Origin of the sequence: Streptomyces sp. NPDC005485, from assembly GCF_040606085.1 — a bacterium.
In the GTDB taxonomy this organism is placed as follows: Bacteria; Actinomycetota; Actinomycetes; order Streptomycetales; family Streptomycetaceae; genus Streptomyces.
In genome coordinates this window covers 1-25,918 of sequence record NZ_JBEXDZ010000134.1, presented here as the reverse complement: position 1 = coordinate 25,918, position 25,918 = coordinate 1, and the positions used below count along the sequence as shown (strand labels likewise).

General features: G+C 69.0%; 20 protein-coding genes. 3 read left to right on the top strand and 17 right to left on the bottom strand.

Features of this window, described 5'->3' with window-relative positions:
* Both ABZS97_RS33360 and ABZS97_RS33355 read left to right on the top strand, forming a co-directional pair.
* Positions 1 to 1,946 (top strand): transglycosylase domain-containing protein (locus tag ABZS97_RS33360; RefSeq protein ID WP_356143865.1); only part of this gene is annotated, 1,946 nt, incomplete at its 5' end.
* A 73-nt stretch (positions 1,947 to 2,019) separates the two neighbouring features.
* Complete coding sequence (locus ABZS97_RS33355; RefSeq protein ID WP_356143863.1) at positions 2,020 to 3,315, top strand: hypothetical protein; 1,296 nt, start codon at positions 2,020 to 2,022, stop codon at positions 3,313 to 3,315.
* A gap of 18 nt (positions 3,316 to 3,333) precedes the next feature.
* Here ABZS97_RS33355 and ABZS97_RS33350 read toward each other — a convergent pair whose 3' ends face one another.
* The 6 genes from ABZS97_RS33350 to ABZS97_RS33325 all read right to left on the bottom strand — a co-directional run bounded on the left by ABZS97_RS33350 (position 3,334) and on the right by ABZS97_RS33325 (position 11,477).
* Entirely contained in the window at positions 3,334 to 4,194 is an 861-nt protein-coding gene (locus ABZS97_RS33350; protein WP_356143861.1) for an RNA polymerase sigma-70 factor, read from the bottom strand.
* The gene (locus tag ABZS97_RS33345) at positions 4,191 to 4,769 is read right to left on the bottom strand and encodes a carboxymuconolactone decarboxylase family protein (protein ID WP_356143859.1); all 579 of its coding nucleotides are present in this window, start codon (positions 4,767 to 4,769) and stop codon (positions 4,191 to 4,193) included. The genes ABZS97_RS33350 and ABZS97_RS33345 overlap by 4 nt, the downstream gene beginning before the upstream one ends.
* A gap of 189 nt (positions 4,770 to 4,958) precedes the next feature.
* Positions 4,959 to 7,715 (bottom strand): bifunctional YncE family protein/alkaline phosphatase family protein, encoded by a 2,757-nt coding sequence (locus ABZS97_RS33340; RefSeq protein ID WP_356143857.1) that lies wholly within the window; start codon positions 7,713 to 7,715, stop codon positions 4,959 to 4,961.
* A gap of 4 nt (positions 7,716 to 7,719) precedes the next feature.
* The gene (locus tag ABZS97_RS33335; protein ID WP_356143855.1) at positions 7,720 to 9,081 is read right to left on the bottom strand and encodes an ABC transporter permease; all 1,362 of its coding nucleotides are present in this window, start codon (positions 9,079 to 9,081) and stop codon (positions 7,720 to 7,722) included.
* Entirely contained in the window at positions 9,078 to 10,019 is a 942-nt protein-coding gene (locus tag ABZS97_RS33330) for an ABC transporter ATP-binding protein (RefSeq protein WP_356143853.1), read from the bottom strand. Before ABZS97_RS33330 ends, ABZS97_RS33335 begins: the two co-directional genes overlap by 4 nt.
* A gap of 201 nt (positions 10,020 to 10,220) precedes the next feature.
* A complete protein-coding gene (locus ABZS97_RS33325) occupies positions 10,221 to 11,477 on the bottom strand; it encodes a MalY/PatB family protein (protein ID WP_356143851.1) in 1,257 nt (418 codons plus the stop codon).
* A 163-nt stretch (positions 11,478 to 11,640) separates the two neighbouring features.
* Between ABZS97_RS33325 and ABZS97_RS33320 the strand changes: the two genes are divergently transcribed.
* A complete protein-coding gene (locus ABZS97_RS33320; RefSeq protein WP_356143849.1) occupies positions 11,641 to 12,738 on the top strand; it encodes an NmrA family NAD(P)-binding protein in 1,098 nt (365 codons plus the stop codon).
* A 109-nt stretch (positions 12,739 to 12,847) separates the two neighbouring features.
* Here the strand turns inward: ABZS97_RS33320 and ABZS97_RS33315 are convergent, their stop codons facing one another.
* From ABZS97_RS33315 to ABZS97_RS33265, 11 genes are all read right to left on the bottom strand, one after another.
* Positions 12,848 to 13,504, bottom strand: a complete 657-nt coding sequence (locus ABZS97_RS33315; RefSeq protein WP_356143847.1) for a TetR/AcrR family transcriptional regulator — start codon at positions 13,502 to 13,504, stop codon at positions 12,848 to 12,850.
* A gap of 28 nt (positions 13,505 to 13,532) precedes the next feature.
* Positions 13,533 to 15,506 carry a glycoside hydrolase family 97 catalytic domain-containing protein gene (locus tag ABZS97_RS33310; protein WP_356143845.1) on the bottom strand — a complete coding sequence of 658 codons (1,974 nt, stop codon included), beginning with the start codon at positions 15,504 to 15,506 and terminating at the stop codon, positions 13,533 to 13,535.
* 101 nt (positions 15,507 to 15,607) lie between these two features.
* A complete protein-coding gene (locus ABZS97_RS33305) occupies positions 15,608 to 17,992 on the bottom strand; it encodes a carbohydrate binding domain-containing protein (RefSeq protein ID WP_356143843.1) in 2,385 nt (794 codons plus the stop codon).
* A complete protein-coding gene (locus ABZS97_RS33300) occupies positions 17,989 to 18,522 on the bottom strand; it encodes a hypothetical protein (RefSeq protein WP_356143841.1) in 534 nt (177 codons plus the stop codon). The genes ABZS97_RS33305 and ABZS97_RS33300 overlap by 4 nt, the downstream gene beginning before the upstream one ends.
* 20 nt (positions 18,523 to 18,542) lie before the next feature.
* On the bottom strand, positions 18,543 to 19,496 hold the full coding sequence (locus ABZS97_RS33295; protein ID WP_356143839.1) for a glycosyl hydrolase: 954 nt from the start codon (positions 19,494 to 19,496) through the stop codon (positions 18,543 to 18,545).
* 127 nt (positions 19,497 to 19,623) lie between these two features.
* The gene (locus tag ABZS97_RS33290; protein ID WP_356143837.1) at positions 19,624 to 21,153 is read right to left on the bottom strand and encodes an alpha-N-arabinofuranosidase; all 1,530 of its coding nucleotides are present in this window, start codon (positions 21,151 to 21,153) and stop codon (positions 19,624 to 19,626) included.
* Between the two features lie 66 nt (positions 21,154 to 21,219).
* On the bottom strand, positions 21,220 to 22,284 hold the full coding sequence (locus ABZS97_RS33285) for a lactonase family protein (RefSeq protein ID WP_356143835.1): 1,065 nt from the start codon (positions 22,282 to 22,284) through the stop codon (positions 21,220 to 21,222).
* A gap of 43 nt (positions 22,285 to 22,327) precedes the next feature.
* Complete coding sequence (locus tag ABZS97_RS33280) at positions 22,328 to 23,296, bottom strand: sugar kinase (protein ID WP_356143833.1); 969 nt, start codon at positions 23,294 to 23,296, stop codon at positions 22,328 to 22,330.
* Positions 23,293 to 23,964 (bottom strand): bifunctional 4-hydroxy-2-oxoglutarate aldolase/2-dehydro-3-deoxy-phosphogluconate aldolase, encoded by a 672-nt coding sequence (locus ABZS97_RS33275; protein WP_356143831.1) that lies wholly within the window; start codon positions 23,962 to 23,964, stop codon positions 23,293 to 23,295. The genes ABZS97_RS33280 and ABZS97_RS33275 overlap by 4 nt, the downstream gene beginning before the upstream one ends.
* A gap of 159 nt (positions 23,965 to 24,123) precedes the next feature.
* On the bottom strand, positions 24,124 to 24,945 hold the full coding sequence (locus ABZS97_RS33270; RefSeq protein WP_356143869.1) for a carbohydrate ABC transporter permease: 822 nt from the start codon (positions 24,943 to 24,945) through the stop codon (positions 24,124 to 24,126).
* Positions 24,945 to 25,880 carry a sugar ABC transporter permease gene (locus tag ABZS97_RS33265; RefSeq protein ID WP_356143867.1) on the bottom strand — a complete coding sequence of 312 codons (936 nt, stop codon included), beginning with the start codon at positions 25,878 to 25,880 and terminating at the stop codon, positions 24,945 to 24,947. The genes ABZS97_RS33270 and ABZS97_RS33265 overlap by 1 nt, the downstream gene beginning before the upstream one ends.
* Positions 25,881 to 25,918: the final 38 nt, after the last annotated feature.

The window sequence follows — 25,918 nt, the reverse complement described above, 5'->3', positions numbered from 1 at the left end:
CCGCGCCCTTCGCCCGCCGCCTCCGGCCTCAGTACCCGCGCCCGGGCCGCACCGGCTGGCGGCGCTGGGTCCCCTCCTGGCGCCAGTGGCTCGGCGCCTGGGTCGCCTCGCTGGGCCTGGTCGGCTGCCTGCTGACCCTCGCGTACGCCATGACGGACATCCCGGACAACCTGAACACGTACGCCACCCAGCAGGACAACGTGTACTTCTACGCCGACGGGACACCCATGGCCCGCACCGGCTGGGTGCGGCGCCAGGCGATGCCGCTGAAGGACATACCCAAGGACGTGCGCTACGCGGTCCTGGCGGCGGAGAACGAGAGCTTCTACTCCGACCCCGGCATCTCGGTGAAGGGCCTCACGCGGGCCCTGTGGCGCACCGTGGGCGAGGGCGACACGCAGGGCGGCTCCACCATCACCCAGCAGTACGTCAAGAACGTCTACCTCAACCAGAACCGCTCGGTGAGCCGCAAGTTCACCGAGGCCATGATCGCCATCAAGCTCGACGAGCACATGAGCAAGGACCGCATTCTGGAGGGCTACCTCAACACGAGCTGGTTCGGACGCGGCACCTACGGCATCCAACGGGCCGCGCAGGCCTACTACGGCAAGGACGTCAGCAAGCTCAACGTCAGTGAGGCCGCCTTCCTCGCCTCCCTGCTGAAGGGCGCGGGCCTCTACGACCCCACCCTCAGCCAGGCCAACCACGCGCGGGCCGTGGAGCGCTGGAAGTGGATCCTCGACCGCATGGTCAAGACCGGCAAGCTGTCGGCCACCGAGCGCGCCAAGTACACGCAGTTCCCCGAGCCGGTCAAGCAGTCGCAGACCAACGACACCGGCCACCAGAGCGACTACCTGGTGGAACTCGCCGCCACCTACGCCAAGAAGGCCGGAAACATCTCGGACCAGCAGTTCGACCTGGGCGGCTACCAGATCTACACCACCTTCGACAAACGACGGGAGGAGGCGCTCACCGACGCCGTCACCAAGGCCCGCGCGAAGGCGCAGAAGGACGACAAGACCAAGGCCAAGACCGCGCACTACGGCGGCGCCTCGGTGGCCTCCGACGGCCGCATACTCGCCGTCTACGGCGGACCGGACCACCGCAAGCAGGGCTTCAACGAGTCCAACGCCGCCACCGTCCCGGCCGGCACGGCGTTCCTCCCGCTCGTCTACGCCGCCGGCCTGGAATTCGGCGCCCACAAGGAGCGCGGCGGCGCGGCGACCACCGTCACCCCGCAGTCCCTCTACAACGGGGACGACGGCGTCCCGGTCACCACCCCGGAGGGGCCCTACTGGGACCGCAGCGGCAAGAAGGTCGCCGCCCACAACGACGGCGGCAAGTCCTGGGGCACCATCAGTCTCGGCAAAGCGCTCGCGGAGTCCGTGAACACCCCGTTCATGCAGCTCGGCATGGACGCCGGCCTGGACAAGGTGCGCAGGACCGCCGAGGCCGCGGGCCTGCTGCCGTCCAGCATCGGGCCGCAGGTGCCCGCCCTGTCCATGGGCAGTTCGACGCCCAGCGCGATACGGATGGCCAGCTCCTACGCCACCTTCGCCGCCGCGGGCACGCACACCGAGCCGTACTCCGTGCGCCGCGTCACCCGCAACGGCTCCGCCGTCGCCCTGGACACCCCCAAGCCCCGCCGCGCCATGCGAGCCGAAGTGGCCACCCAGGTCACCGAGGCGCTCACGGACTCCTTCCAGACGCAGCACCCCACCGACGCGAGCGCGTCCGCGAAGGTGGCCGGGAAGGGCGGCACGACCCCGAAGGACACCGCCGGCTGGTACGTCGGCACGCACCGCTCCGTGTCCACCGCGGTCGTCGTCTACCGGATGGATCTGACCAAGAGCCTGGAACCGCTGCCGCTGAAGGGGATGGCCGGAACGCCCGCCACGACCGTCCCCTACGACATCTGGTCGAAGGCCATGAGCCCGCTCCGCTGACGCCACCGACCGGGACCCGGTGCTCCGCGCCCCTTGACTCCTCGCACTCCCCTCCTCGCAGAATGTGCCTCCCATGACATCGAAAGCCGGTCGCCGACGCCGCCGCCGCGCCCCTTTGACGACTGCCCGCCTGACCGCCCGCCCGGGGATCCTGACCATGGCGGTCCTCCTCGTCGTCGCCTCCCTCGCGGCCGCCTATCTGGCGCTGGGCGGCACCGACGACACGTCCTCGACCGCGTCGGCCGGCGGCAAGCGCTCCGGCGACGCAAGCGCCGGGACGAAGAACGAGCCGGCCTGGGACGGCAAGACGAAGGTGATCGGCGACGGCTCCACGTCGTACACCGGACCCCCGAAGGGGCAGCTGAAGCCGGTGCGGCTCAAGCCGGGGGAGAAGCCGCCCCAGTTCGTCGTCTTCTCCTGGGACGGCGCGCTGGAGGGCGACGACCATCTCTTCTCCCACTACCGGGAGTTGGCGAAGAAGTACGACGCGCACATGACGTTCTTCCTCACCGGCATCTACCTGCTGCCGAAGGACAAGAAGAACCTCTACGAGGGGCCGCAGCACAAGCCGGGCGACGCGGCGATCAGCTACGCCACCGACGAGCACATACGCACCACCCTGGAGCAGCTCGGCAAGGCGTGGCAGGACGGCAACGAGATCGGCTCCCACTTCAACGGTCACTTCTGCGGCGCCAAGGGCGGCGGTGACTGGAGCACCGAGGAGTGGAAGAGCGAGCTCAGCCAGTTCTACTCGTTCGTGCAGAACTGGAAGACCAACACCGGCGACAAGGACCTGCCGCCGCTGCCGTTCGACGCGAAGCGGGAGATCGTCGGCGGCCGTGCGCCCTGCCTGGAGGGGCAGAAGACCCTGCTCCCCGCGATCAAGAAGCTCGGCTGGCGCTACGACGCCAGCTCCACGGGCGACTTCCAGATTTGGCCCACCAAGAAGAACGGCATCTGGGACTTCCCGCTGGAGCTGCTCCCCTACGAGGGCGGCAAGTACCAGGGCCTGTCCATGGACTTCAACTTCCTCTACAACCAGTCCAACGGCGAGACCGAGGGCGACTCCTCCCAGTACCCCACGTGGCAGCAGGAGACCACCGCCTCCTACCTCGCCGGCTTCAACCGGGTGTACTACGGCAGCCGGGCACCGCTGTTCATCGGCAACCACTTCGAGGACTGGAACGGCGGCATCTACATGAAGGCCATCGACGACGTCATCAAGACGGTGTGCGTGAAGAAGGAGGTCCGCTGCGTCTCCTTCCGTGAACTGGCCGACTGGCTGGACGTGCAGACACCGCAGGTACGGGAGCGACTGCGCAGTCTCGACCCCGCGCAGTCGCCCGACTGGTCGACGGTGGTGAAGTAGCCTCCGGGCGGAACGTACCTATCGAGCGAACTCGGTCGGTTCGTCCAGTCGTGTCAGCTTCCGTGGGTTGGCCGTCGCGTAGATGCGGGTGACCCGCCCGTTCTCCACCACGAGGCTCACCGCGGCCTGCCGGCCGTCGCGCTCGATCCGCCCCGCGGGCGCGCCGTTGAGCCACAGGGCCGTCGTCTCGAACGCGGCCCGGTCGGCGCGCGCGAGCAACGCCGCCACCAGCTCGGCCCCGTGGATCGGGGTCGGAGCGGCGGCCGCGAGCCCCCCGCCATCGGCGACCAGGACCACATCCGGCGCCAGGACCTCCATCAACTCCAGCAACTGCCCGTTGCGCAGCGCGAGCAGGAACCGTTCCACCACGGCCTGCTGCTCCGACCGGCTCACCCGCACCCGCGGCTGCCGGGCCGCGACATGCTCGCGGGCACGCCGCGCGATCTGCCGCACGGCGGCCGCGGACTTGCCGACGGCCTCGGCGATCTCGTCGTACGGCACCTCGAAGACCTCGCGGAGCACGAACACCGCCCGCTCCGTCGGCGCGAGCGTTTCCAGGACGGTCAGCATCGCGATCGAGACGCTCTCCGCGAGTTCGACGTCCTCGGCGACATCAGGGCTGGTCAGCAGGGGTTCCGGCAGCCATTCGCCCACGTAGTCCTCGCGGCTGCGCGACAACGTCCGCAGACGGTTGAGCGCTTGCCGGGTGACCACCCGGACCAGGTACGCCCGTGGATCACGCACCTGCGCACGGTCGACGTCGGCCCACCGCAGCCAGGACTCCTGCAGTACGTCCTCCGCGTCGGCCGCCGACCCGAGCATCTCGTAGGCGACCGTGAACAGCAGGCTGCGATGGGTGACGAACGGATCGTCGCTCATGCCGTCGCCGCTGTGCCAAAAGCCTGCGGGCGCGGGGCCAGCGGAATCGCGCAGGCATCGGAGAAGCCCTGTGACGTGATTCCGTGCGCGGTGTTGCACCTGGCCGCGAAGTTGGCGAAACCGATGAACACGGTGAGCTCGACCAGCGCCGCCGGGCCGAGCCGGTCGAGCAGGCCCGCGTACATCTCGTCGGTCACGGTCGGCGGCGTGTTCGTCATGGCCTCGGCGTACACCAGCACGTCCCGCTCCAGCGGCGTGAACACCTCCGACTCCTTCCAGCGCGGCACCTGGCTCGCCTTGGCGAGGTCCAGGTTGTGGTTCTGGGCGAGAAAGTAGTTGATGTCCAGGCACCAGCTGCAGCCGATCTGCGCGGCGACGGCCATGTGCGCGAACGTCTTGAGGCTCGCGTCGGCCGCATCCCAGGTGGCCACTGCGTTCGAGAACTCCCGGCTGGCCGCGGCGACCTTGGGGTTGTGCGCCAGCACCTCCTCGGGTTCGGGCACGGTACCCAGCATCTTGATCATGTTCTCCCTGAGCTCGGAAGGGAGCTCGGCCTTCGGGACGCGGAGCGCCATGGTGTTCTCCTCGAAAGTCTGCCTGTGTCGGCCTGTTCGGCTCGTTCGGCATGAAGACACCAGCGGGCCCGCGGATGTGACACCGGTACCGAGGATGAGCGGGAGGGCGCTTGCAGGGCCCCTGCCCGGTGAAGGTCACCGGGCAGGGGCCCTGGGGTGGGGGTCACAGCACCTCGGCTGTCACAGGGGTCAGCCGTCGTTCTCCGAGGACGGGAGGAACGCGCCCGGCACGTCCTTGGGCGCGTAGATCTTCTTCTCGCCCGGGTACGGCGTTTTCCAGCCATGCGTCTCATACCACGTGAAGTGGTTCATCTGCGCCGGGTTGGCGAAGTCGGGCTTGGCATTCGGGCCGGTCAGGTGCTGCTTGGACTTCCAGCTGTCCCATTCGCCCGCGAGCTGTCGCCGGTCCGCGGGGACGGTGGTCGACGGGACGGCCGCCGCCTTCGGGTTCTGCGGCGCGGGGGTGTCCAGGCCACAGGACGGCGGGGTCTTGAGGCCGTCGGTCAGCGGTGTCCTGTTGGGCAGCGCGGTGAACGGCGTGGGGTCCGCCTTCTTGGTGAAGGCCGCCGTCATCGGGGTGGCCGCGCTGTCCTTCTGGTTCATCGGGTGAACCCCGAGGATCTGCTCGATGGTCCGGATCATCGTGATCTGCGTGTAGTAGTGGCTGTCGACCGTGCCGTGCCTGGCCCAGGGGCTGATGATCTGGATCGGCGCACGGTGGCCGTCGACGTGGTCGAGCCCCGCCTGGGAGTCGTCCTCCACCACGAAGACGGCGGAGTCCTTCCAGTACTTGCTGTGCGAGATGGTGTCGATGATCCGGCCTGTCGCCAGGTCGTTGTCCGCGACCTGGGCCGGCGAGTTGGCCGGACCACCCGTGTGATCGCTGGAGAGCCAGAACATGTTGAGGCCCGCCGGACCGTGCTGCTCGAAGTCCCGCTTCCAGATCTCGGTCCGGTAGATGTCCGGGACGCTCGTGTCGAACTTCGCGAAGCCGGGCACCGACACGGAGTTGAGCGACGGGATCGGCGAGGACGACACCAGGTTGTAGGCGGTGTCCTGGCCGCTGGAGCGCATGTTCTTGGCGTCGCAGTAGAGGTTCTGCCAGCTGGCGTCGGCCGGCTTGGTCAGGAACTGCTGGAACTCACCGAAGTCGCGCACCGACTTGCCGGCCGCCTGCGCGCCGGTCCACAGGAACCCGGTCCGCTGGTGGCCCAGCGCGTCGTCCTCGGTGTCGTAACTGCGCGCGTACTCGCCGGCCGAGGACTCGGTGTACTCCGGGTTGTCGGCCTGCATCAGCCAGTTGTGGCCCTCGGCGGAGTTCGTGCCGATGTCGTACGTGTTGTCGTACAGCCCGAACTGGTTCGCCAACGCGTGCTGGTTCGGCGTCACGTTCTCGCCGAACTCGGCGAGCGTCGGGTCGCCGTTGCCCTTCTCGATGTCGCCGAAGACCTGGTCGTAGGTCCTGTTCTCCTTGACGATCAGAAAGACGTGCTTGATCGTCGACGGGTCGCCGAGCCGTGCGGGCACGGGCACCGGCTTTGCGTGGCTGTGGCTTTTGGCTGTCTCGACGGCGCCGCGGGTCCAGCCGTTCTGTTGGAAGACCTTGGATGTCCGGGACTTGATGACCTGGTCGCTGGGCAGGGTGAAGTGGGTCAGGCTCGAGGTCGTGTCGTGGGTGCCGTGACCGGCCTTGGTGGTCGCCCGACGGGCGTCGACGCCACGGGTGTTGGAGACGACGACCTCGTTGCCCGCGGTGGCGATCTCCGCGGGGAAGTAGTCGGTCGGCAGCAGGCCGACGTAACCGACCGGCTCCTGCGGGCTGGTGTACCGGTAGACGGCGACCGCGTTGGCGCGGCCGAGGGTGACCAGCAGATGTCCGTCCTGCGTGAGCGTCACGGCGTCGGGCTCGTAGCCGACCGATGCCTCGGGCCACGGCTTGGTGGAGATCGTCTGGACGACTTCGTCCTTGTGGGTGTCGATGACCGAGACGTCGTTGGTGGCGGTGTTCGTGACGAACACGGCGCCGTTCTTCGCGTACAGGGCGGTCGGGTGCAGTCCTACGGAGACGCTCGCGACGTCCGCGGACGGATCGGCCGTGTCGATGACGCTGACCGTGCCCGTCGTGGTGGCCGCGGTCGCCGGGTCGGCCGGCACCTGCGTGTTGTACGAGTTGACGGTGGTGTCGCCAGGCAGCGCGGTGCGACCGCCCTCGTTGCTCACGTAGAGCTTGGAGCCGACTGCGACCATGTCGCGCGGGGCGTTGCCCACAGCCCAGCTCTGTTTGATCGCGCCGGTTGCCGCGTCGAGCGCGACCACCCGGTTCTGCCCGTTGACCGCGGCGTACACGGTGGAGCCGTCGGGCGAGAACACCGGTTCGCCCACCAGCGCGTGCTTGGGTCCGTCCGCGGGGATCTTGACGGCCACCGGGTTCGCGACACTGCCGTCGGCGTTCACCGTGAACCGGGTGTAGCCGTCGGTCTGGCCGAGCCACAGCTGCGTACCGTCCGGCGAGTACGTCGGGCCTTCCTGCCCCACGTCGTTGCCGCTGATGCGCAGGTCGGCGGCCGCGTTGTTGCCGATGCGCTGCTGCACCTTCCAGGTCTTCAGGTCGACGACGGCCATCGCGAGACCGCCGTCGGTGAGGGAGGCGGCGAGGTGGCTGCCGTCCGGACTCACCGACGACGACATGATCTTGCCGTTGTCGATGGTCAGCCGGTCACCGTACGGCGCTATGTACTGGTCGCTCGATACCACCTGGCCGTGCCGGGTGACCTGGCCCACCTGGTCGTAGCCGAACTGCCGGGTCGAGGCGAAGGCCGTGCCGGCGAGCGCGAGGGCCAGTGCGGTGATGCCCGCCGTGGTCAGAGGTCTCCGTCGGCCGAGGCGTCGTGCGAGGGCGCCGAAGCGGGCTTCCTCGACGCGCCTTCGGCGGCGTGTTACCTGCATGGAGTCATCCCTTCGAGGTGGCGGAGAGCAGCTCGACGTTGCCGTCGAACTGCCAAAGCGGGTTCGGCACGTCCCCGTTGGGGGTGCGCACCAGGAAGTAGCCGTTCACTTCCTTCGGCCCGTCGCCGTCGGCGACGTACCGCCCGTCTGCGGTGACGTCGAGCTGGTAGACGGCCTGGCCGATGGCCTCGACGTCGGGGAGGTGCCAGGACACGACACAGCGCCAGTCGTTGCCGGAACCCTCGGCGTCGTCGGCGACGCCGGCCTTGGTGCACGCCGCCGTGGCCTTCAGCTGCGCCTCGGTGACCGCCGGTCGGTGGAGTTGGCCGGTCTGGGTGCGGTAGAGATGGGCGAAGGCCGTGGCGACCGACCGCTGCACCTTGTCCTGGGTGATGCCGGAGCCTGTGGCCGGGCTCGCCATGGTGAGGACCGCGACGGTCACGACGCCGAGCCCCAGGAGCGGCAGTGCTCCGACGAGCAGCGCGCGCCGCCCCATGGCGTCATCGGCCGGGTTGGTGAAGTCACGTCGTACGAAGAGGAGATAGGCGAGCGCCGTCGCGGTGACGGCCCAGACCAGACTGACGACGATGCCGGTGAGCAGCGGGCCCAGCTGCGTGGGGCTGGTGAACAGACCGTTCCAGGAGATGAAGGCATAGCCGGGCAGCGCGAGGCGCACGACGACCGGCAGTGGCAGCATCTGCCCGAGCTGCATGGCGAGCGCGACGAGCGCGGGCAGGAGCAGGCCCATGGGGGAGCGGCCGAGCGCCACGGATCCGAGCAGCCCGATGGCGGACAGGGCCAGCGTCGGGGCGAGGGCGCAGACCCAGGCGAGCAGCACTTTCGCGGCGGCGTCGGAAGGCGCCAGCGTGTGGCCGTCGAGCCCGACGAGTGGATGATTGCCGACCGCGATCAGTCCGCCGAGGGTGCTGGAGACGACCAGCCCGGCCACCAGGACCAGGATCACGCCGAGACTGGCCAGTGCCTTCGCCGCGAAGATCCGCCGCGGCGAGCGCACCGCCACCAGTAGATGCCGCCAGGTGCCGAGGCGGTCCTCGGCGGCGAACACATCACCGGCGACGACCGAGGTGACCAGGGGCAGCGCCCACGATCCGCCGAACCCGAGCGTCACCAGTGGCCCGGCCCATCCGGTGGCGTGCATCCAGCGGCCGAAGAGCGTGTCGGTGGGCAAAGTGCTCTGTTGTCCCACAGCGATCACGAAGACGGCGGGAGCGATCCAGCAGATCAGGACCAGCAGGCGGATCCGCCACTGCGAGACCAGCTTGACCAGCTCGAAGCGGAGGCTGCGGGCCACCGGGACGCGTCGGGCGGCGGCCGCGGTGGGGGTGCCGGTGAGTGTCGCGGTCATCGGCCGGCCTCCTGCTGCTCTGTCAGGGCGAGGAACGCCGCCTCCAGCGGCGATACCACCGGGGCGAGTTCGCGCAGCGCGATGCCAGCCCGCACCAGCCGCGTCACCAGTTCGTCGAGGGCGGGCTCGAGGGCGCGTACGACGAGTACCTGCGGGTCGTGCCGCGGTCCGAGGTCCTCGACGATGTGTATCCCGTCTGCCGCGGTGGCGAGGCGGTGTGCCGCATCGGGGTCCGATGTCCGCAGCCGGTAGTCGAGTTCGCTGTTCTCGGCGGCCAGTTTGCTCAGCGGTCCGGAGAAGACGACCCGGCCGGTGGCGAGGATGGTGACCTCTGAGCACAGTGCCTCGACGTCGTCCATGCGGTGGCTGGACAGCACGACAGCGGTACCGTTCGCGGCGAGCCGGGTGAGGACCCGGTGCACGTGCCGGGTGCCCGCCGGGTCGAGGCCGTTGGAGGGCTCGTCGAGGACCAGCAGTCCGGGCTCGGTGAGCAGCGCCGCGGCGAGCCCGAGGCGCTGCCGCATGCCGAGGGAGAAGCCGCGCGCCCGGTCCTCGGCGACATCCGTGAGCCCGACCTGGTCCAGTACGTCGTCGATCCGCGAGGTTCCCGCGTCACGGCCCTGCAGTGCGGCGAGGGCCGCGAGGTTCTGCCGGGCGGTGAGCGAGGGGTACAGACCGGGCCCGTCGACGAACCCGGCGACCCCTTCGGGGGCGGAGAGCGCCCGGCGGATCGGTGCCCCCAGGATTTCCAGGCTGCCGCTGTCGGCGGCCGCCAGGCCGAGCAGCAGGCCGAGCAGCGTCGTCTTGCCGGCGCCGTTCGGTCCGATGAGGCCGTGGATCTGTCCTTCCGCGACGTCGAGGTCGACGCCGTCGAGGGCGACAACGTTGCCGAAACTCTTCGTCGTCCCGCGGCTTTTGATGGCGAGCGGTCTGTCCATGAGCCCCTTCTTTCGGAACCCCATGGACCATAGGGACCCCACAAGTCCCGTGCAGGGCACACGGATTGAACGCACAGGGAACGGAAAGCATCTGGCGGGCTGCGCCTTGTCGGTCAGCATGCACGCCCCGCGCGGCGGTTTCTTCAACGACGAGGGCGTGGTTCCCTGATGAACCCGGACGGACGGGGGTTACTGGTCCGGTCAGCGCGTGTGGAGAGCGGCGGCGCGTCCCATACGGGTGACGGCCTCGGTGAGGACGGACCGGGAGGTGGCGAAGTTCAGGCGGACGTGTCCTGCTCCTCCCGTGCCGAAGATGTGCCCTGAGGACACTGCGACCCGGGCCTGTTCGAGGAACAGTTTCGCGGGGCCGGCCAGGTCGGTGACTACCGCGAGGTCGGTGCTGCCTTCTTCCGACGCGAGGCCGAGGGAGCGGCAGTCGAGCCAGGCCAGATAGGTTCCCTCCGGTCCGGCGTATCCGATCCCGGGCAGGTGCTCGGCGACGAGCTCGCCGAGCAGGTTCCGGTTCGCGTCGAGTCCTGCCAGCAACACGTCGAGCCACTTGTCGCCGTGGTGGTAGGCCGCCGTATGGGCGACGACGCCCAGGAAGCTCGCGCCGTGGTGGACCTCTTCGGGCATCCGGTGCAGATCGCCGGCCGCCTCGGGGCCCGCGAGGGCGAGCGCGGCCTTGATCCCGGCGAGGTTCCAGCCTTTGGTCGCCGACATGAGTGAGAAGGCGTCCTCGGAGCCGGGCACGCTCAGGTAGGGCGTGAACTGTGCGCCCGCCAGGACGAGCGGAGCGTGGATCTCGTCGGCGACGACGCGGACTCCGTACCGGCGGGCCGACTCCGCGACGGCGGCCAGCTCTTCGAAGGTGTGAACCGTGCCAGTGGGGTTGTGCGGGTTGCTGAGGAGATAGGCGATCTTGCCCTTGCCGCTCTGCTCCCGGATACGCCGGAACGTCTCCTCGAGCCCCGCCGGGTCGATCCGCAGGTCATCCCCGAGCGGCGCCTCGACGATCCGGCGGTCGTCATGGGTGAGGAAGGCGTAGAAGGGCGCGTATACGGGGGAGTTGACGACGACAGGGTCGCCAGGGTCGGTGATCAGTCGCAGCACCTGGACCGCGCCCATCATCACGTCCGGGATCACGGCTGCGCGGTCGATCGCCACGCCTTCCCAGTTCCAGCGCCGCGAGGCGAAACCCGCGAGCGATTCGGCGAATTCGGTGCCCGCGGGGTAGCCGGTGTCGCCCATGTCGATGGCCTCGCGCAGCGCGTCGGCCACCGGGGGCGCGAGTGGTACGTCCATCTCCGCCACCCACAGCGGCAGGACGTCCGCCGGGTGCGTGCGCCATTTCATGCTCCTGCGCCGACGGAGCTGGTCGAGCGAGAGGGCCTCAAGGGGGTTCGCGGTGTCTCCGGTCCCGGAGGCCCTGGAGCCGCGCGCATCGGCGGCAGTCATCTTCAGTATTGGACAGCCGTCTTGATCGCGACGCAAGCCCCGAGGGGTACCGACGCCACTTCGAGGAGCTCCTGAAGATCCGTACGCCTGGGCGCTTGCCGCCTGGAAACCGATCGGTGTACGGTGTTGGAAACCGATCGGTTTCTGATTTGGGGTCACAAACATGACTGCTCATGCCACCTCCACCATCTTCGTCATCGGCGGCACAGGAGCCCAGGGGATGCCTGTTGTACGTGCTCTTGTCGCCGACAAGAAGTACTCCGTCAAGGTCCTCACGCGGGATGCCGGCTCCCCCCGGGCCCGGGCTCTTCTCGCGCTTGGCAACGTCTCCATCCTCGAAGGGTCATTCGCTGACGAGGACGTTCTGCGTGAAGGGTTTCGCGGCTGCGACGGGGCGTTCATCAACATCGACGGGTTCAACACCGGCGAGAAGACGGAGACCTACTGGGCCATCCGCAGCTATGAGCTGGCGATCGAAGAAGGAATCAAGTTCTTCGTCTACGGAAACCTCGACTACGCCCTCAAGAAATCAGGCTACGACTCCAGGTTCCGCACCGGCCACTATGACGGAAAAGGCCGCATGGCCGAATGGGTACTGTTCCAGAACGAAGGGAACAGGGACCGGATGGGAGCGGCGGTCTTCACCTCGGGTCCCTACATCGAGATGGCGATCTCGCCGCTCACACCTATGACGCCCACCGTCGAGGACGGCGTCGTGACGTGGCGAGTCCCGCTCGGTGAGGGAGCCGTACCGCACGTGGCTCTGGAGGATTGCGGATTCTATGTCCGTTGGCTCTTCGACCACCCGGAGCGGGCGAATGGCATGGACCTCGAAGTCGCCATCGAGCACATGACCTATGCCGACATGGCCGCAGCGTTCGAGAAGGTCACGGGGCACCCGGCGCAGTACATCGACACTGATCTGGAAGCATATTGGAACAGTCCGGACCTGACAGGGATCGCCGATCAACCTGCCGGCTACAACGCCGACCCCAACGACAAGAGCAGCATGAGTTTCCGTGACAATTTCACCGGCTTCTGGAATGTGTGGAAGCACGGGATCATCACCAGGGACTACGCTCTCCTCGACGAAATCCACCCCAACAGGATCCGAAGTGCCGAGGAGTGGTTCCGTCGAGAGGACCAGTTGGGCAGGGAACTCGGCAAGGGAAGTCTCTGGGAGAGGGTCCAGCCGGAGAACTGGAGCATGGACTCGGCGATCCTCAAGAGCAGCGCGGACTTCAGGACGGGGAAGTTGTAAACGACTCCGTCGTCGACACCGTCCGGGTTGAGGAAGGGCGGCCGAGTTCGCTGAGGCGCCAAGTCGTCCATGTCGGTGCCGAGACCTGGTCCCTGGGCGGGCGGACAGTTCAGGGAGAAGGTTCGGATGCGGCCTGCCCGGCACTGAGCCCGTCCAGCAGGAGGTCCCCGAGCTCGGAGAAGGCGTCGCCGGCGGTCAGCCCGGTGCTCTCAAGAAGGGCACCCGACTGGACGGCGTCGATGGTCACCGCCACGACCTGGGCGGCGAAATGCCCGTTGAGCGCGCGGAAGACGCCGGCCCGCACGCCCTCCTCGATCAGTTCGTGGACCCGGTGCGCGGCGGCGGCGGAATTCTTGCGGTAGATCTGTGCGGTCGGTTCGTAGCCGACCATGTCGTCGTAGAAGGCGTGGGAATGCCGGCGCATGGCGGTGCCGACGCCGGCGAGGTAGACCCGGATGCGCAGCCTGGGGTCGGGCTCGGCCTGGACGGCCTGCTCGATCTCGGCTGTCGCATCCCGGAAGAAGGTGCGGGTGACCGCCAGCACCAGCTGTTCCTTGGTGGAGGCCAGGCTGTACAGCGTCGCCTTGGAGCATCCCAGTCGCTGGGCGAGTTCATCCATGGTCACCGCGGTGAAGCCTTCGGCCAGGATGATCGCCTCGGGCTGGCGCAGCAGCTCGTCCCGCCGACGAGTGTCGACGACCCGCTTACGTGCCGTTCGGCGCGGGCGTCGGTCGCGCGAGTCAGAGGTGCGTTCGTACCCTGTCAATTACCGGACGGTGCGCCGGCGCGAGGCGTCAGCTCGGCTTGAGGATCACCGCCTGACCACTCGCGCTGGTCATCGCCATGCTCAGCGTGGTCGAGGAGGTGACGCTCCGGGTGCTGACCACCGTGGGCGTGGCGTGCGGGGTGGTTCCCGGCGTGCCGTCCGCGTAGACGGTGGCGGTGTAGCTGACGCCGCTGTCGAGGAAGTGCAGCGGGACCGACAGGGTGCGGGCGGTCTCGTTGGTCATCGCCCCGAGGAACCAGGTGGTGCCGCTGCGGCGGGCGACCGCGATGTACTCGCCGATCGAACCGGTGAGGGTCGTGCTCTCGTCCCAGGTGGTGGGCACGGCGTCGAACCACGACAGCCCGGGCCAGTTGGCGGTGGTGGCGTACGAGGACGGTGTGGAGTACCAGTAGAGGAAGTTGAGCGGCTGGTAGTACACCGCCGCCATCGCCATCTGGTGGTTGTTGGTCGTCTGGTCGCGGGACTGCCCGTAGCAGATGGTGTAGTCCATCGGGCCGCCGACGTTGCGGGCGAAGGGCAGCGTCACGTTGTGGGTGGCGGTGGGGAAGTTCTCGTTGCCCCGGACGCCCTCCAGGCTGATCCAGTTGGGGTAGGTGCGCTCGTAGCCGAAGGGCCGCACGTCGTCGTGCATGTCGATCAGCAGGTTGTACTTGGCGGCCGTCTTGGCCCAGGCGATGATCTGGTTGGTCATGGTCTGGGTGCCGTCGTTGATGAAGCCGAGCTTGACGCCGGCCACGCCCCAGCTCCTGTAGAGGGCGAACAGGGTGTCGGGGTCGGTCAGGGCCAGGCGGTTGACGTAGAGGAAGGCGCCGATGCCGTTCGTCGTGGCGTGGTTGATCACCATGGGCAGGTCGATGGCCTCGATCGCCGCGGTCGCGTCGGTGGTGGTGAACTCCGGGCCGTACCACCCCGCGTCGTACTCGACGTAGTCCAGGCTGCGGGCGGCGGCGAAGTCCACGCCGGCGATTCCCGCGGCGGTGGTCAGGTTGCAGCGGAACACCTTGCCCGGCCGGATCCACGTCGTGTCGGTCAGGGCGCCCGCCGGGGCCAGGTTGAGCACCAGTTCGGCGTTGTCGACCAGGTCGGTGTCGGAGGATCCGAGGACGAGGACCCGCCAGGGTGTGGTGAACGGCGTGGTGACGGTCGAGGTGGTCTGCACCGTGCCGCTGCCGCGCGCGGTCTTCTTCATCAGGTACGTCTTGAGGGTGTTGCTCTGCCCGGAGACCGAAGTGAGCATCCCTCGTGGGTAGTTCACGCGGGAGGACTCGCAGATGCAGGCCCGCATCCCGCCGGCCAGGGTGACCAGCAGAGGCATGTCGGTCAGGGGGCCGACATCCGTGCCGGAGGTGCCGGTGGAGGGGATCGCGTCCGGCGCGACGGGGGTGTACACGCTCTCGTCCCGGGCGCTGTGGACCAGGGTGCCGGCGGGGAGGACAAAGCTGGTCAGCTCGTCGGAGATGGTGGCCTTGCCCGTGCCGAGCAGCGTGTGGCGCAGGGCGACTCCGGTGTCGTAGGCGCGTATCTGGATGCCGAAGGTGACGCCGCTGCCGCTGTCCTGAAGGTTCCAGCGCATCTCCTGGTAGTGGTCGCGGATCGTCGCGTTGCGCCCGTACACCGGGGTCCAGGTGCTGTCCTGGGTCCAGTGCTGATAGTTGGTCATCACGGTGTTCGCGGCGCCCAGGGTGGTGCCGTCGCTCATCACGAGCCCGAGCACCGAGGTGTCGACGACCTTCGTACCGGCGCGTGTGACCGACCAGGAGAGGGCTCCGCCGACCAGCGACACGGTGATCCTGTTGCTGCCGTCCGGTGAGGTGGCGGTCATGACGGCGTCCGCGGCGTGGGCCTCTCCCGTGCCGGCCAGGCCCAGTACGGCGGCCCCCGCCGTGACCGCCGCTGTCTTGAGGACCCCGCGCCGGGACAGCCCTCCGGGTCGTGCGGGGCCGGGCAGGCCGGGCTGCTCCTGACGTCCTGACGTTCCCATGGTCGGTTCACCTCTCTGTTGAGTTGCATGAAGACATCGACACGGGGAGCGCGTGGGCGTCCCGCACGGAACCGGCCCGTGCGGGACGCCCACGCCGTCGGTCACTGCTGGGTCAGGGTGACTTCGTCGCAGTAGCCGTCGCCGCTTCCGGAGACGAGGTGGCAGTAGATGCGGGCGGAGGTCACGCCCGCGCCCGTGGTGAAGGTCGTCGACTGCTTCGAGTAGGTGCTCGATGTGGTCGAGGCACTCGTGACGGCGGCGCCGTTGTAGAGCTTGGCCTCCAGTGCCGTCGTGGTGCCGGCGGTCTGGCTCGCGAGGGAGCCGGTCAGCCGGTAGGTGGTGTTCGGCGTGAGGCCGGTGACGATCTGGAACAGGGAGCCTGAGCTCAGGGACGCGTTGGTCAGCGCGGCGGCGTTGCCGTTGGCCGCCGTGCTCGTGAGCGAGAAGTCGCCGTTGCGCCAGGGCACGGTGTGGCCGGACTCGAGGTTGCCGTTGACCGCGTAGTTCCTGACGGGGGTGACGGCCAGGTCGTCGCAGTAGCCGTTCCCCGTACCCGAACTCTTGTAGCAGTACAGCCGTACGGTGTTGTTGGTCGCCCCGGTGGTGAAGTCGGCGGAGACGAACGTCCACGCGGTGCCGCCGGCGCTCGCCACCGTTTCCAGACCACCGGTGTTCTTGACACCGACGTTCACGATCTCGCCGGCGACGGCCGACTTCACCCAGCCCGAGACGCGGTACGTCGTCCGGGGCGCGACGGGGACGTACTGTTCGAGCGAGGCGGGCGACGGCCCGACACGCGCCGCGTAAGTCCCGGAGTGGGCGCCCGAGTTCACCACCGAGGCGGAGTTCCACGCGCTCCACCCCGAGGTCGACCCCTTCTCGAAGCCGAGGTTCTCATTGGCGAGGCAGGTCGAGTCGGAGGGAGCGCTGAACTGGTCGGCGCCGATGTCGGGTGCACAGGTCGCGGGAACGGCCGAGCCCCAGTAGTCCTTGCCGCCATTGTTGGGTACGACGACTCCCGCACCGATGGCGGGAGAGGACGCGGTCAGCTGGTAGCCCGCGACGCTGTTGATGCCCGTGCCGCCGCTGCCGGGCGAGGCGAGCAGCGGATCCGCCGTGATCTTCCCGGGGTCGGAGGGCTCGCCGGCCGGGTGGTTGCCGTAGAAGAGGTTGTTGCGCCAGGCGAAGTTCGAGGCCGGCTGGCCGGACGTGTAGACGTAGCCGCCGCTGCCCAGGTTGTAGATGATGTTGTTGGCGAGCGTGAGGTCGTTCCAGGCGCCCGTGACCTCGAGGACGTTGGCGGTGGATCCCGACGGGAGGTAGATGGTGTTGTTGTAGAACGCGGAGTCCTGCGAGCCGTCCATGGTGATGGCGCGCAGACGGTCGTCCTCGCTGACGTTGTAGCGGACCACCGCGTTGCTCGCGAGGTGCGATCCGCCGCCGCAGCCGCAGAAGAGGATGAACCCTCCTGCGTTGTCGTGGCTGTAGTTGTACTGGACGACGGTGCCGTCCTGGCCGTAGTCGACGTCGAAGCCCTGGCCGTCGGTGTTCCCGGTGTTCTTCTGGGTCCCGTACGCCTCGTTGTACTGGATCACGGTGCCGTCGGAGTCCCAGGCCCAGATCCCGGCGTTCGCCGCGTTGGGGGCCTTCGCCGCGTTGTAGACGACGTTGTGCTCGATGAGAGCGTTCTGCGACATCTGGACGACGATGCCGTCACCGTCCGTGTCGTGGACGGTGTTGTTGTGGACGACGACGCCGCTCCACGGAGTCCAGGCCGGGTTGTTGCAGCCGATGGACGGCCGGCAGAGCCAGGTGCTGGACATGTTGATACCGCTGCGGGCGACGTTGGCCACGGTGTTGCCGTCGATGTCGACGTCGTTGAAGGCGCTGGGGGATGTGGTCCCGATGACGGAGAAGAGGATTCCGGCACTGCCGTCGACCTCCTTCGACTGGTTTCCGTTCACGTCGTGGACGTTGAGATTGCTGACCTTGTAGTGGTCCCCGGTCCCGAAGTTCTCGAGGACCACGTAGACGCCGCGCCGCGCGTTCGCGCCCTTCACGGCACCGGTGTTGGTCACCTCCAGATCGGAGATCTCCCAGTACTCCTGGTTGTACAGATAGATCGCGTCCGTGCCACCGCCCCCGGCGATGACCGGCAGGGCGCCGGTGCCGTAGGCGCTCATGGTGATCGATCCGCCCGCCGCGCTGCCCGAGCCCAGCGGGTGCAGCAGGCCGGTGCAGGTCGTCCCCCGTTTGAACAGCAACTGGTCGCCGGGGGCGAACGTCGTTGCGTTCGGGCCCGCCGGAGAGTTCCACGGCGACGAGGAGGTTCCGGTCCCGTTGGATGCCGCCGAGCAGTCCACGTAGTGGGCCGAACCCGCTGCGTGGGCCGGCGTGGCCGGTGTGAGGGCCACTGCGGCGCAGGCGAGCAGCATGGTGACGACGGCGCCTGCGAACAGCCGTCTCATCTCTGCGACTTGTCTCATGGTGCTGCCTTCCGTACGACGTTGTCGGAATGGGTGGCGGTGCTCGCCGTGACCTTGCGGAGTGCGGCGACGATTGCCTGTGTCGGAGCGGCCTGGTTCGACCATTCGGCGGCGACGTGTCCGTCGGCCCCGATCAGCAGGGTGTGGAGCTGTCCGTCCGTGGGGAGTTGTGCGCCCACGGAGGCGGAGTCCGCGGCGACCACGAGTTCGGGCGGGAGGGCCCAGTTCGCCACGAAGTTGTGCAGTGCGGCGTCGGTCGTGTGCCCGTCCGAGTCGGTGACGAGGACCCGGACGTCGGGGTACTGAAGCGCCACGCTCTTGAGCGAGGGGATCTGGCTCCGCGCTGTCGCCGCGTCGACGTCGCCCTGGTCGTCGATGGGAAGGGCCGAGACGACCGTCGGGCCGGAGAGGGAGATCCGGTCCCCGTTGAGCAGGGTCACACCGGAGCTTGCCGGTACTTCGGCTCTGCATGCGGTGGCGAGCAGGAGCGCGGCGACGAACGGGATCATCCCCGCGCGACGGGCCCCCACGGTCACTCTTCGGATCGCCCTCACCGGAGGGGCCCTTCGAGAGGCAGGACGGGTGCTTCCAGCGTTTCGTCGCGGTCGCACACGAGAGTGTCCGCGTTCACCCGCAGGCGGGCGACCTGGATCGAGCTTCGGCGGTCCTCGTGGCCGCTGTGTCGTCCAGGGGTGCCGTCGGATCGCCCGGGGTGGGTGAAGTAGAAGACGAATGCGCCGAGTTCGCTCGTGACGACGTCGGCGTGGAAGCCGTACGAGCCGTCGTCGGGGCCGTGCCCGGGACGATCGAGGACGAGTCCTCGCGGTTCCCAGGTCTCCAGGTCCCGTGAGTGAAGGACGCGCAGGCCATGCCATTCGTCGACGAGCATCCAGTAACTGCCGCCGAGCTCGAAGACATTGGGGCCCTCGTGCTCCGAGCACTCGACCGCGGGTCCCCGGACGGTCCACCGCGTCAGGTCGTCGCTGTCGGCCGCATAGGTGTGCGCGTGGTCGGCCTCGTCCTTGTACCACATGCGGTAGCCGCCGGCGGGGAGCCGCAGGACGCAGGCGTCGATCACTCTGTCGGACGAGAGCGACAGGGTGGAGCGGTAGGTCCAGGAGAAGAGGTCGTGGCTCGTGTAGTGGCGGATCGTGCGTGCATGGCCCGCCCATTGGGTCGGAACACCGCGGATCACGCTGACGAACATGTGGTACTCGGTTCCGTCGTCGACGATCTCGGGGGCCCAGTAGGTGTGCCGCCCGGGCTCGGTGTCCAGCCCCTCGGCGACTCCCCGGTACAGCCAGGAGGCCCCGCCGTCAGAGGAGGACGCGATCCCGATGTCGCTCCCGTGCACCCAGCTCACGTCGTTCATCGGCGGCGCGTCGGCGCGACGGCTCGTGTAGAACATCCACCACTCGCCGGCCTGCCGGTTCCAGATGACGGTGGGGTCGGTCGCGCCGTCGTGCACGGGGTCTCGGAACAGGGGTCGGGCAACGGTTGTCATCGGTTCTTCCCAGGAGTGAGTACGACGGTGTCCCAGGACACCGATGTGCGGTGGTGATCCGGATGGCCCGGCACGCCCATGAGCCGGCGTCAGCGGTGGCGCATGGGCGGTCGGTTCGGCGAAGTCGTCAGGCGTTCCGGCGCGCCAGGCGGATCATGTTCCAGGAGAGCGGAGCGAGTTCGGCGTGCAGGACGCCGTCGGTGACGGCCGTGCCCGTGGCGGGCTGCGGAGTGACACGGTCGGGCCGGTCCGCGGTGTTGACGGCTTCCGGGTCGCCGTCGGCCAGGACGAGGTGCTCCACCAGCGTGTGGGCGTCGACGCCGCGCAGGTCGACCTTCAGGGGAAGGGCGTCCGTCTGGCTGCGGTTGACCGCGAAGACGGTGATGTCGCCGCTCTCGTCGTCGATCACCGCGGTGGCGTGCAGCAGCGGCACCTCACCGAACCTGGCGGTGGCGTACGTCGGGCTGTCCACCTCCACGCGCAGCACCCGCCCGCGCCCGTACGCCGATGCCTGGGCGAAGGGGTAGAACGTGGTCTGCCGCCACGCCGCGCCGCCGGGCTCGGTCATGATCGGCGCGATGACGTTGACGAGCTGCGCGAGGGAAGCCGAGGTGACCCGGTCGGCGTGCCGCAGCAGCGCGATGAGCAGCGAGCCGAAGACCACGGCGTCGGTGACGGTGTAGACGTCCTCCAGCAGGCGCGGCGCCTGCTGCCACTCCTCCACCGCGTGCAGGTTGGGCCGCTTCTGGTACCAGACGTTCCACTCGTCGAAGGAGAGGTTGATGCGCTTGTCCGCCTTCAGGCGGGCGCGGACGTGGTCGCAGGTGGCGACGACCGACTCGATGAAGTGCTCCATGTCCACGGCGGACGCGAGGAAGGAGTCGCGGTCTCCGTCGATCTCCTCGTAGTAGGCGTGCAGGGAGACGTAGTCCACCAGGTCGTACGTCGCCTGGAGGACGGTCGACTCCCAGGAGGCGAAGGTCGGCATGGCGGAGCTGGAGCTGCCGCAGGCGACCAGCTCGAGGTTCGGGTCGATCTGGCGCATGGCGCGAGCGGTCTCGGCGGCCAGGCGGCCGTACTCCTCGGGAGTCTTGTGCCCGGTCTGCCAGGGGCCGTCCATCTCGTTGCCCAGGCACCACATGCGGATGCCGTACGGCTCCTTGGCGCCGTCGGCGACGCGGCGGTCGGACAGCTCGGTGCCACCGGGGTGGTTCGCGTACTCCAGCAGCCGTATCGCGTCCTCCACGCCACGCGTGCCGAGGTTGACGGCCATCATGGGCTCCATCCCGGTCCTGCCGCAGAAGTCCATGAACTCGCCGAGGCCGAACTCGTTGGTCTCGGTGGACTTCCATGCCAGGTCCAGCCGGGTGGGGCGTTCCTCGCGCGGGCCCACGCTGTCCTCCCAGCGGTAGCCCGAGACGAAGTTGCCGCCGGGGTAGCGGACAGTGGTCACGCCCAGTTCCCGGACCAGTTCCAGGACGTCCTGGCGCAGGCCGTCCGCGTCGGCGGCGGGGTGGCCGGGCTCGTAGATGCCGGTGTAGACGCAGCGGCCCATGTGCTCGACGAACGATCCGTACAGACGCGGGTTGACACTGCCGACGTCGAACGCCGAGTCGAGGGCGAAGCCGGCGGCGGGGGAGGAGGTGGGCTCGGACATGACTGCCTTTCGGACGTCACTTCAACGGTGACAAGGAGGAGAGCGGAGGAGGGCGGGAGGAGCGGGTCAGAGCGTCAGTGCGCAGACCACCGAGGGGGCGGAGACCGACGGTTGGGGCTGGGTCGGGGTTCCGTCGTCCAGGACACGCAGGACGGCGAGCGAGCCGCTGTGCTGGTTGGCGACGAGTAGATGACCATCCACCAGCGCGAGGCCGCGGGGCCATCTGCCGCCGGCCGATACCTCACCGAGCGGCTCCAGGGTGCTGCCTTGGAGTCGGAACGCGGCGACCGTGTCCGCGCCCCGGTTGGTCACCCACACGAAGCGCCCGCAGGGCGAGGCGACGATTCCGCCGGGCTGGTTGACGACGTCCTTGGCCGTCGTGGCGGGTACGGAGGAGAGCGCGGTCAGGGTGCCGTCGGCGGCGTCGTAACGGTGGCAGGTGACGGTCGAGGACAGTTCGTCGGCGCTGAACACCAGGTCGCCGCCGGACGCGAACGCGAGGTGGCGGGGGCCGGATCCGGCGCGCATCGGGTTGACCGCGATCCGTTCCAGGGCGCCGGTGAGGGTGTCGAGCCGGTAGGTGACAACGGCGTCCGCCCCCAGATCGGTGGCCAGCACGAAACGGCCCGCCGGGTCGACGAGTACCTGATGGGCGTGACTGCCCTCCTGCCGTCCGATGACCGGCCCCGACCCCTGGTGGACGACGAGATCGGTCGGCTCCAGCAGCCGTCCGTCCGCGCCGAGCCGGTGCACCGCGACAGTGCCCGGCGCCGTGTCGCTGCCGTAGTTCGCGGTCAGCAGCCACTCGCCGCCCGGGTGGACGGCGAGGTGGCACGGGTTCGCCCCGCCGCTGCTCATCGGGTCGCCCAGCGGGGACAGTCCGCCGTCGCGGGCGACGGCGCTGACTGTTCCCGTCTCGGTCTCGTTGGTGCTGTAGACCACGGCCAGCGACGGGTGCGCCGCCAGGAACGAGGCCCCGCTCACGGGCAGCGGCTCCACCTCGTCGTACGAGAGCTGTCCGGTCGTGGGATCGAGCCGCAGGGCGGCGATGCCGGAGCCGTCGCCTCCCGTGTCGGGGGTGTAGGAGCCCGTGAGGACGGCGATCGTGTCGGTGAGGGAGCTTGTGCGCATGGGTGGTCCTGGGAGGTTCATCGAGCAGGGTGGGTGGGGGGCTTCAGCGGACGATGTCGTCGTGGTGGTCCAGCAGTTCCAGTTCGGAGCGCCGGGGCAGGCCCTCCCAGTCGCCGGCGGTGCTCACCGCGAAGGCGCCGAGCAGGGCCGCCGTCCTCAGCCGTCGCTCTGGGGGCTCGCCCGCGAGCAACTCGGCGAGGTAGCCGGCGGCGAACGCGTCTCCCGCGCCCACCGAGTCGTGCACGCGGACCGGTATGGCGGGCTGCCGGTGAGGAAGTCCGTCGAGCAGGGCGTACGCCCCGTCGGCGCCGAGCTTGATCACGGCCCCGCCGGGTCCCAAGTCGCAGATGCCCTTGGCGAGTTCCTCCGGTCCGTCGGCGCCGGGCACCACGAGAGCGGCCTCGTGCGGTCCGGCGAAGACCAGGTCGCTCCTGCGCAGCAGGGGCAGCAGGATCGCCCGGGCCTCGGCCTCGCTCCACAGCAGCGAACGGAAGTTGACGTCCAGCGAGATGGTCACGCCGGCGTCGGCGGCGATGTCCACGGCCCGGGTCACGGCCGCGGCGGGACCCTCCCCGAGTGCCGGGGTGATGCCCGTGACGTGCAGGACCGCCGCCCCCGCGACGACGTGCTCGGGGATGTCGTCGGTGGTCAGCCGGGCTCCGGCCGTGTGGGCGCGGTAGTAGCGCGTACGGCTGTGCGTGGAGGTGCGGCGTTCCTTCAGCAGCAGGGATGTAGGGGCTGCGTCGCGCACGGCGACGGTGTTGACCCCTTCGGCCCGCAGTTCTCGCAGGACGAGTCCGCCGAGTTCGTCGTCGCCGACCCGGCCGATCCAGGTCGCGGCCCCGCCGAGTCGGCTGACCCCGATGGCGACGTTGGACTCCGCGCCGGCGATCCCCAGGCGCAGTGCCGTGCCGAGTGCGAACGGGCCGGGTTCGCGGGCCGCCATGACGGCGAGCACGTCGCCGAGGGTGACGAGGTAGGGCTCGCCGGACGGGGGTGAGGAGGTGTTCACGCGCTCGCCTCCCCGGCACGAGCGGTGGCCCGAACCGCGTCCAGCAGGATGCGCGCCCTCGTGGTGAGGGCGTCCAGTGCCTGCGGAGTCGGGTCCCGGTCCGCTCCGCGCAGCAGCGGGGAGCCGATACCGACCGCGCAGGCGCCCGCGTCCAGGTAGTCCCGCGCCTGGTCGATGCCGACGCCGCCGACGGCGACGAGGGGGATGTCGGGCAGTGGGGCTCGTAGCTGGCGCAGGTGTGCGGGGCCGCCGGTGGCCGCGGGGAACAGCTTGACGGCGGCGGCGCCCGCCCGCCATGCCTGGGACACCTCGGTCGGTGTCCAGGCGCCCGGGTAGCAGGGTATGCCCAGGTCGGCCGCGTTCCGGACGACGGTGGTGTCCACGAGGGGGGCGACCAGGAACTCCGCTCCCGCCGCCAGCGCGTCCCTGGCCTGGCCGGCGGTGATCACGGTGCCGGCGCCGACCGCGACGTCGGGGCCGAGTTCCGCCCGGACGGCGGCCAGCGCGTCGAGCGCTCCGACGGTGGTCAGGGTGATCTCCAGGCAGGTGACACCGCCGGACGCGAGGGCCCGGGCCACGGCGGGCAGTGCGGAGGCGTCGGCCGACCTCAGGATGGCCATGACCCGTGTCCGGCCGAGCTGCGGGGTGAGGGCGGGACGCTCGGTCATGACCCCACCGCCGTGGGGGAGTTGAGGATTCCCTGGGTGTCGGTCATGCGGGTTCCTTTGCTGGCGGGTGCGTCGTTGACGCGGATGAGAGGTGCGTCGGTGACGCGGATCGGAGTGCGTCGGCAGGGGCGGCTCAGCGCTTGCGTCGGTGAGGGGGGATCACTTGAGTCCGGAGGTGGCGGAGCCGGTGACGAATCCCCGCTGCACGATGAGGAACAACGCCAGCACCGGGACGACGTACATCACCGCGCCCGCGGCGACCAGGTTGCCCATCGGCGAGCCGTGCTCGTTGACGTAGCCGTAGGCGAGCTTGACCGCGAGCGTGGTGTGGGCGTCGTCCAGCAGCAGGGCGGGCGCGATGTAGTCGCCCCAGGTCCAGCTGAAGGAGAGGATCAGGCTGGTGGCGATGACCGGCCAGGACTGCGGCAGGAAGATCCGCCAGAAGATGCGGATCTGCCCGCAGCCGTCCACGATCGCGGCCTCCTCCAGCTCCTTGGGCATGTTCGAGAAGAACTGCCGGAACAGGAAGATCAGGTACGGGGCGCCGCACAGGCCCCACAGCACCCACGGCACATAGGTGTTGGTGAGGTGGATCTTGGCGAACAGCAGATAGGTCGGGATGAGGGTGAGGACCTGCGGCAGCATCATCGTCGACAGCAGAACCGAGAAGATCAGCCGCTTGCCGGGCGCGTTGAGACGGGCGAAGCCGTAGCCGGCCCACGCCGAGGCCAGGGTGACCAGGACGGCGTAAATGGTGGCGACCGTCAGGGAGTTGCGGGCATAGCCGAGGTAGTCGATCTGGGTCAGGGCACCCCGGAAGTTACTCAGGCTGGGGTGGTGCGGCCACCAGTGGATGGGCAGCGCGCGCAGCTCGGAGGGATCCTTCAGAGCGGTTTCCAGCAGCCAGGCGAACGGGCCGAGGAACAGGACGAGGGCGCCGACCAGCAATACGTAGACGGCACTTCTGCGGGGGAACACCATCACTTGCCTCCGATCGTGCGCGGCCGAGAGGGCTTGTCCGGCTCCGGGGCGACGGAGTAGAAGACCGCGCCCTTGCTGAGCCTGAAGACGAGGAAGGTGATCGCGACGATGATCAGGAACAGCACCCAGAGCATCGCCGAGGCGTATCCGTAGCGGCCGTTGGCGAAGTACTGGGCGAACACGTGGATCATGAACAGGTAGTTGCCCTCGGGGACGGCCGTGACGCCTCTGGGGGTGGGGTCGAGGGAGATCAGCAGCGGCAGGAAGCTCTGTACGGCGGCGATGATGCCGGTGATGACCTGGAAGAACAGCACCGGGGAGAGCATCGGGACGGTGATCTTGTAGAAGGACTGCCAGGCGTTCGCCCCGTCCATGCGGGCGGCCTCGTGGAGCTCCTTGGGGATGTCCTGGAGCCCCGCCAGCGAGATGATCATGGCGTTGCCGCAGCCCCACAGCATCAGGGTGACCAGGACCCAGCGGGCGTAGGGGTCCATCAGCCAGGCAACGCCGTTGATGTTCAGGGCGTCCAGGACGCCGTTGGCGGCGCCCGAGTCCCGGTCGAAGATCAGTTTGAAGGTGAGGGCGGCGCCGACCGGCGGCACGACCGCGGGCAGGTACAGCAGGGTGCGGAACAGTCCGCGGGCCCGGATGGGCTGGTTGACCAGCACCGCGAGCAGCAGCCCGGCCGCGATGCTCAGCGGCACGGTGATCGCGGTGAAGACGCCGGTGCGGGCCAGGGAGGACAGCGTCTCCGGGTCGGTCAGGACCTCCCGGTAGTTGTCCAGGCCGACGAAGCGGGAGTTGTTCGACAGTCCGTCGGAGTTGGTCAGGCTCAGCCACAGCGCGTAGCCGAGCGGGAAGGCCGTCAGGGTGAGGAAGCCCAGCACCCAGGGTCCGGCGAACACGTAGAAGGAGATGGCCCGGCGGGTCGTCAACGAGGTGCGCCGGCGGCCGGCGCGCGCGTGCGTGCGGG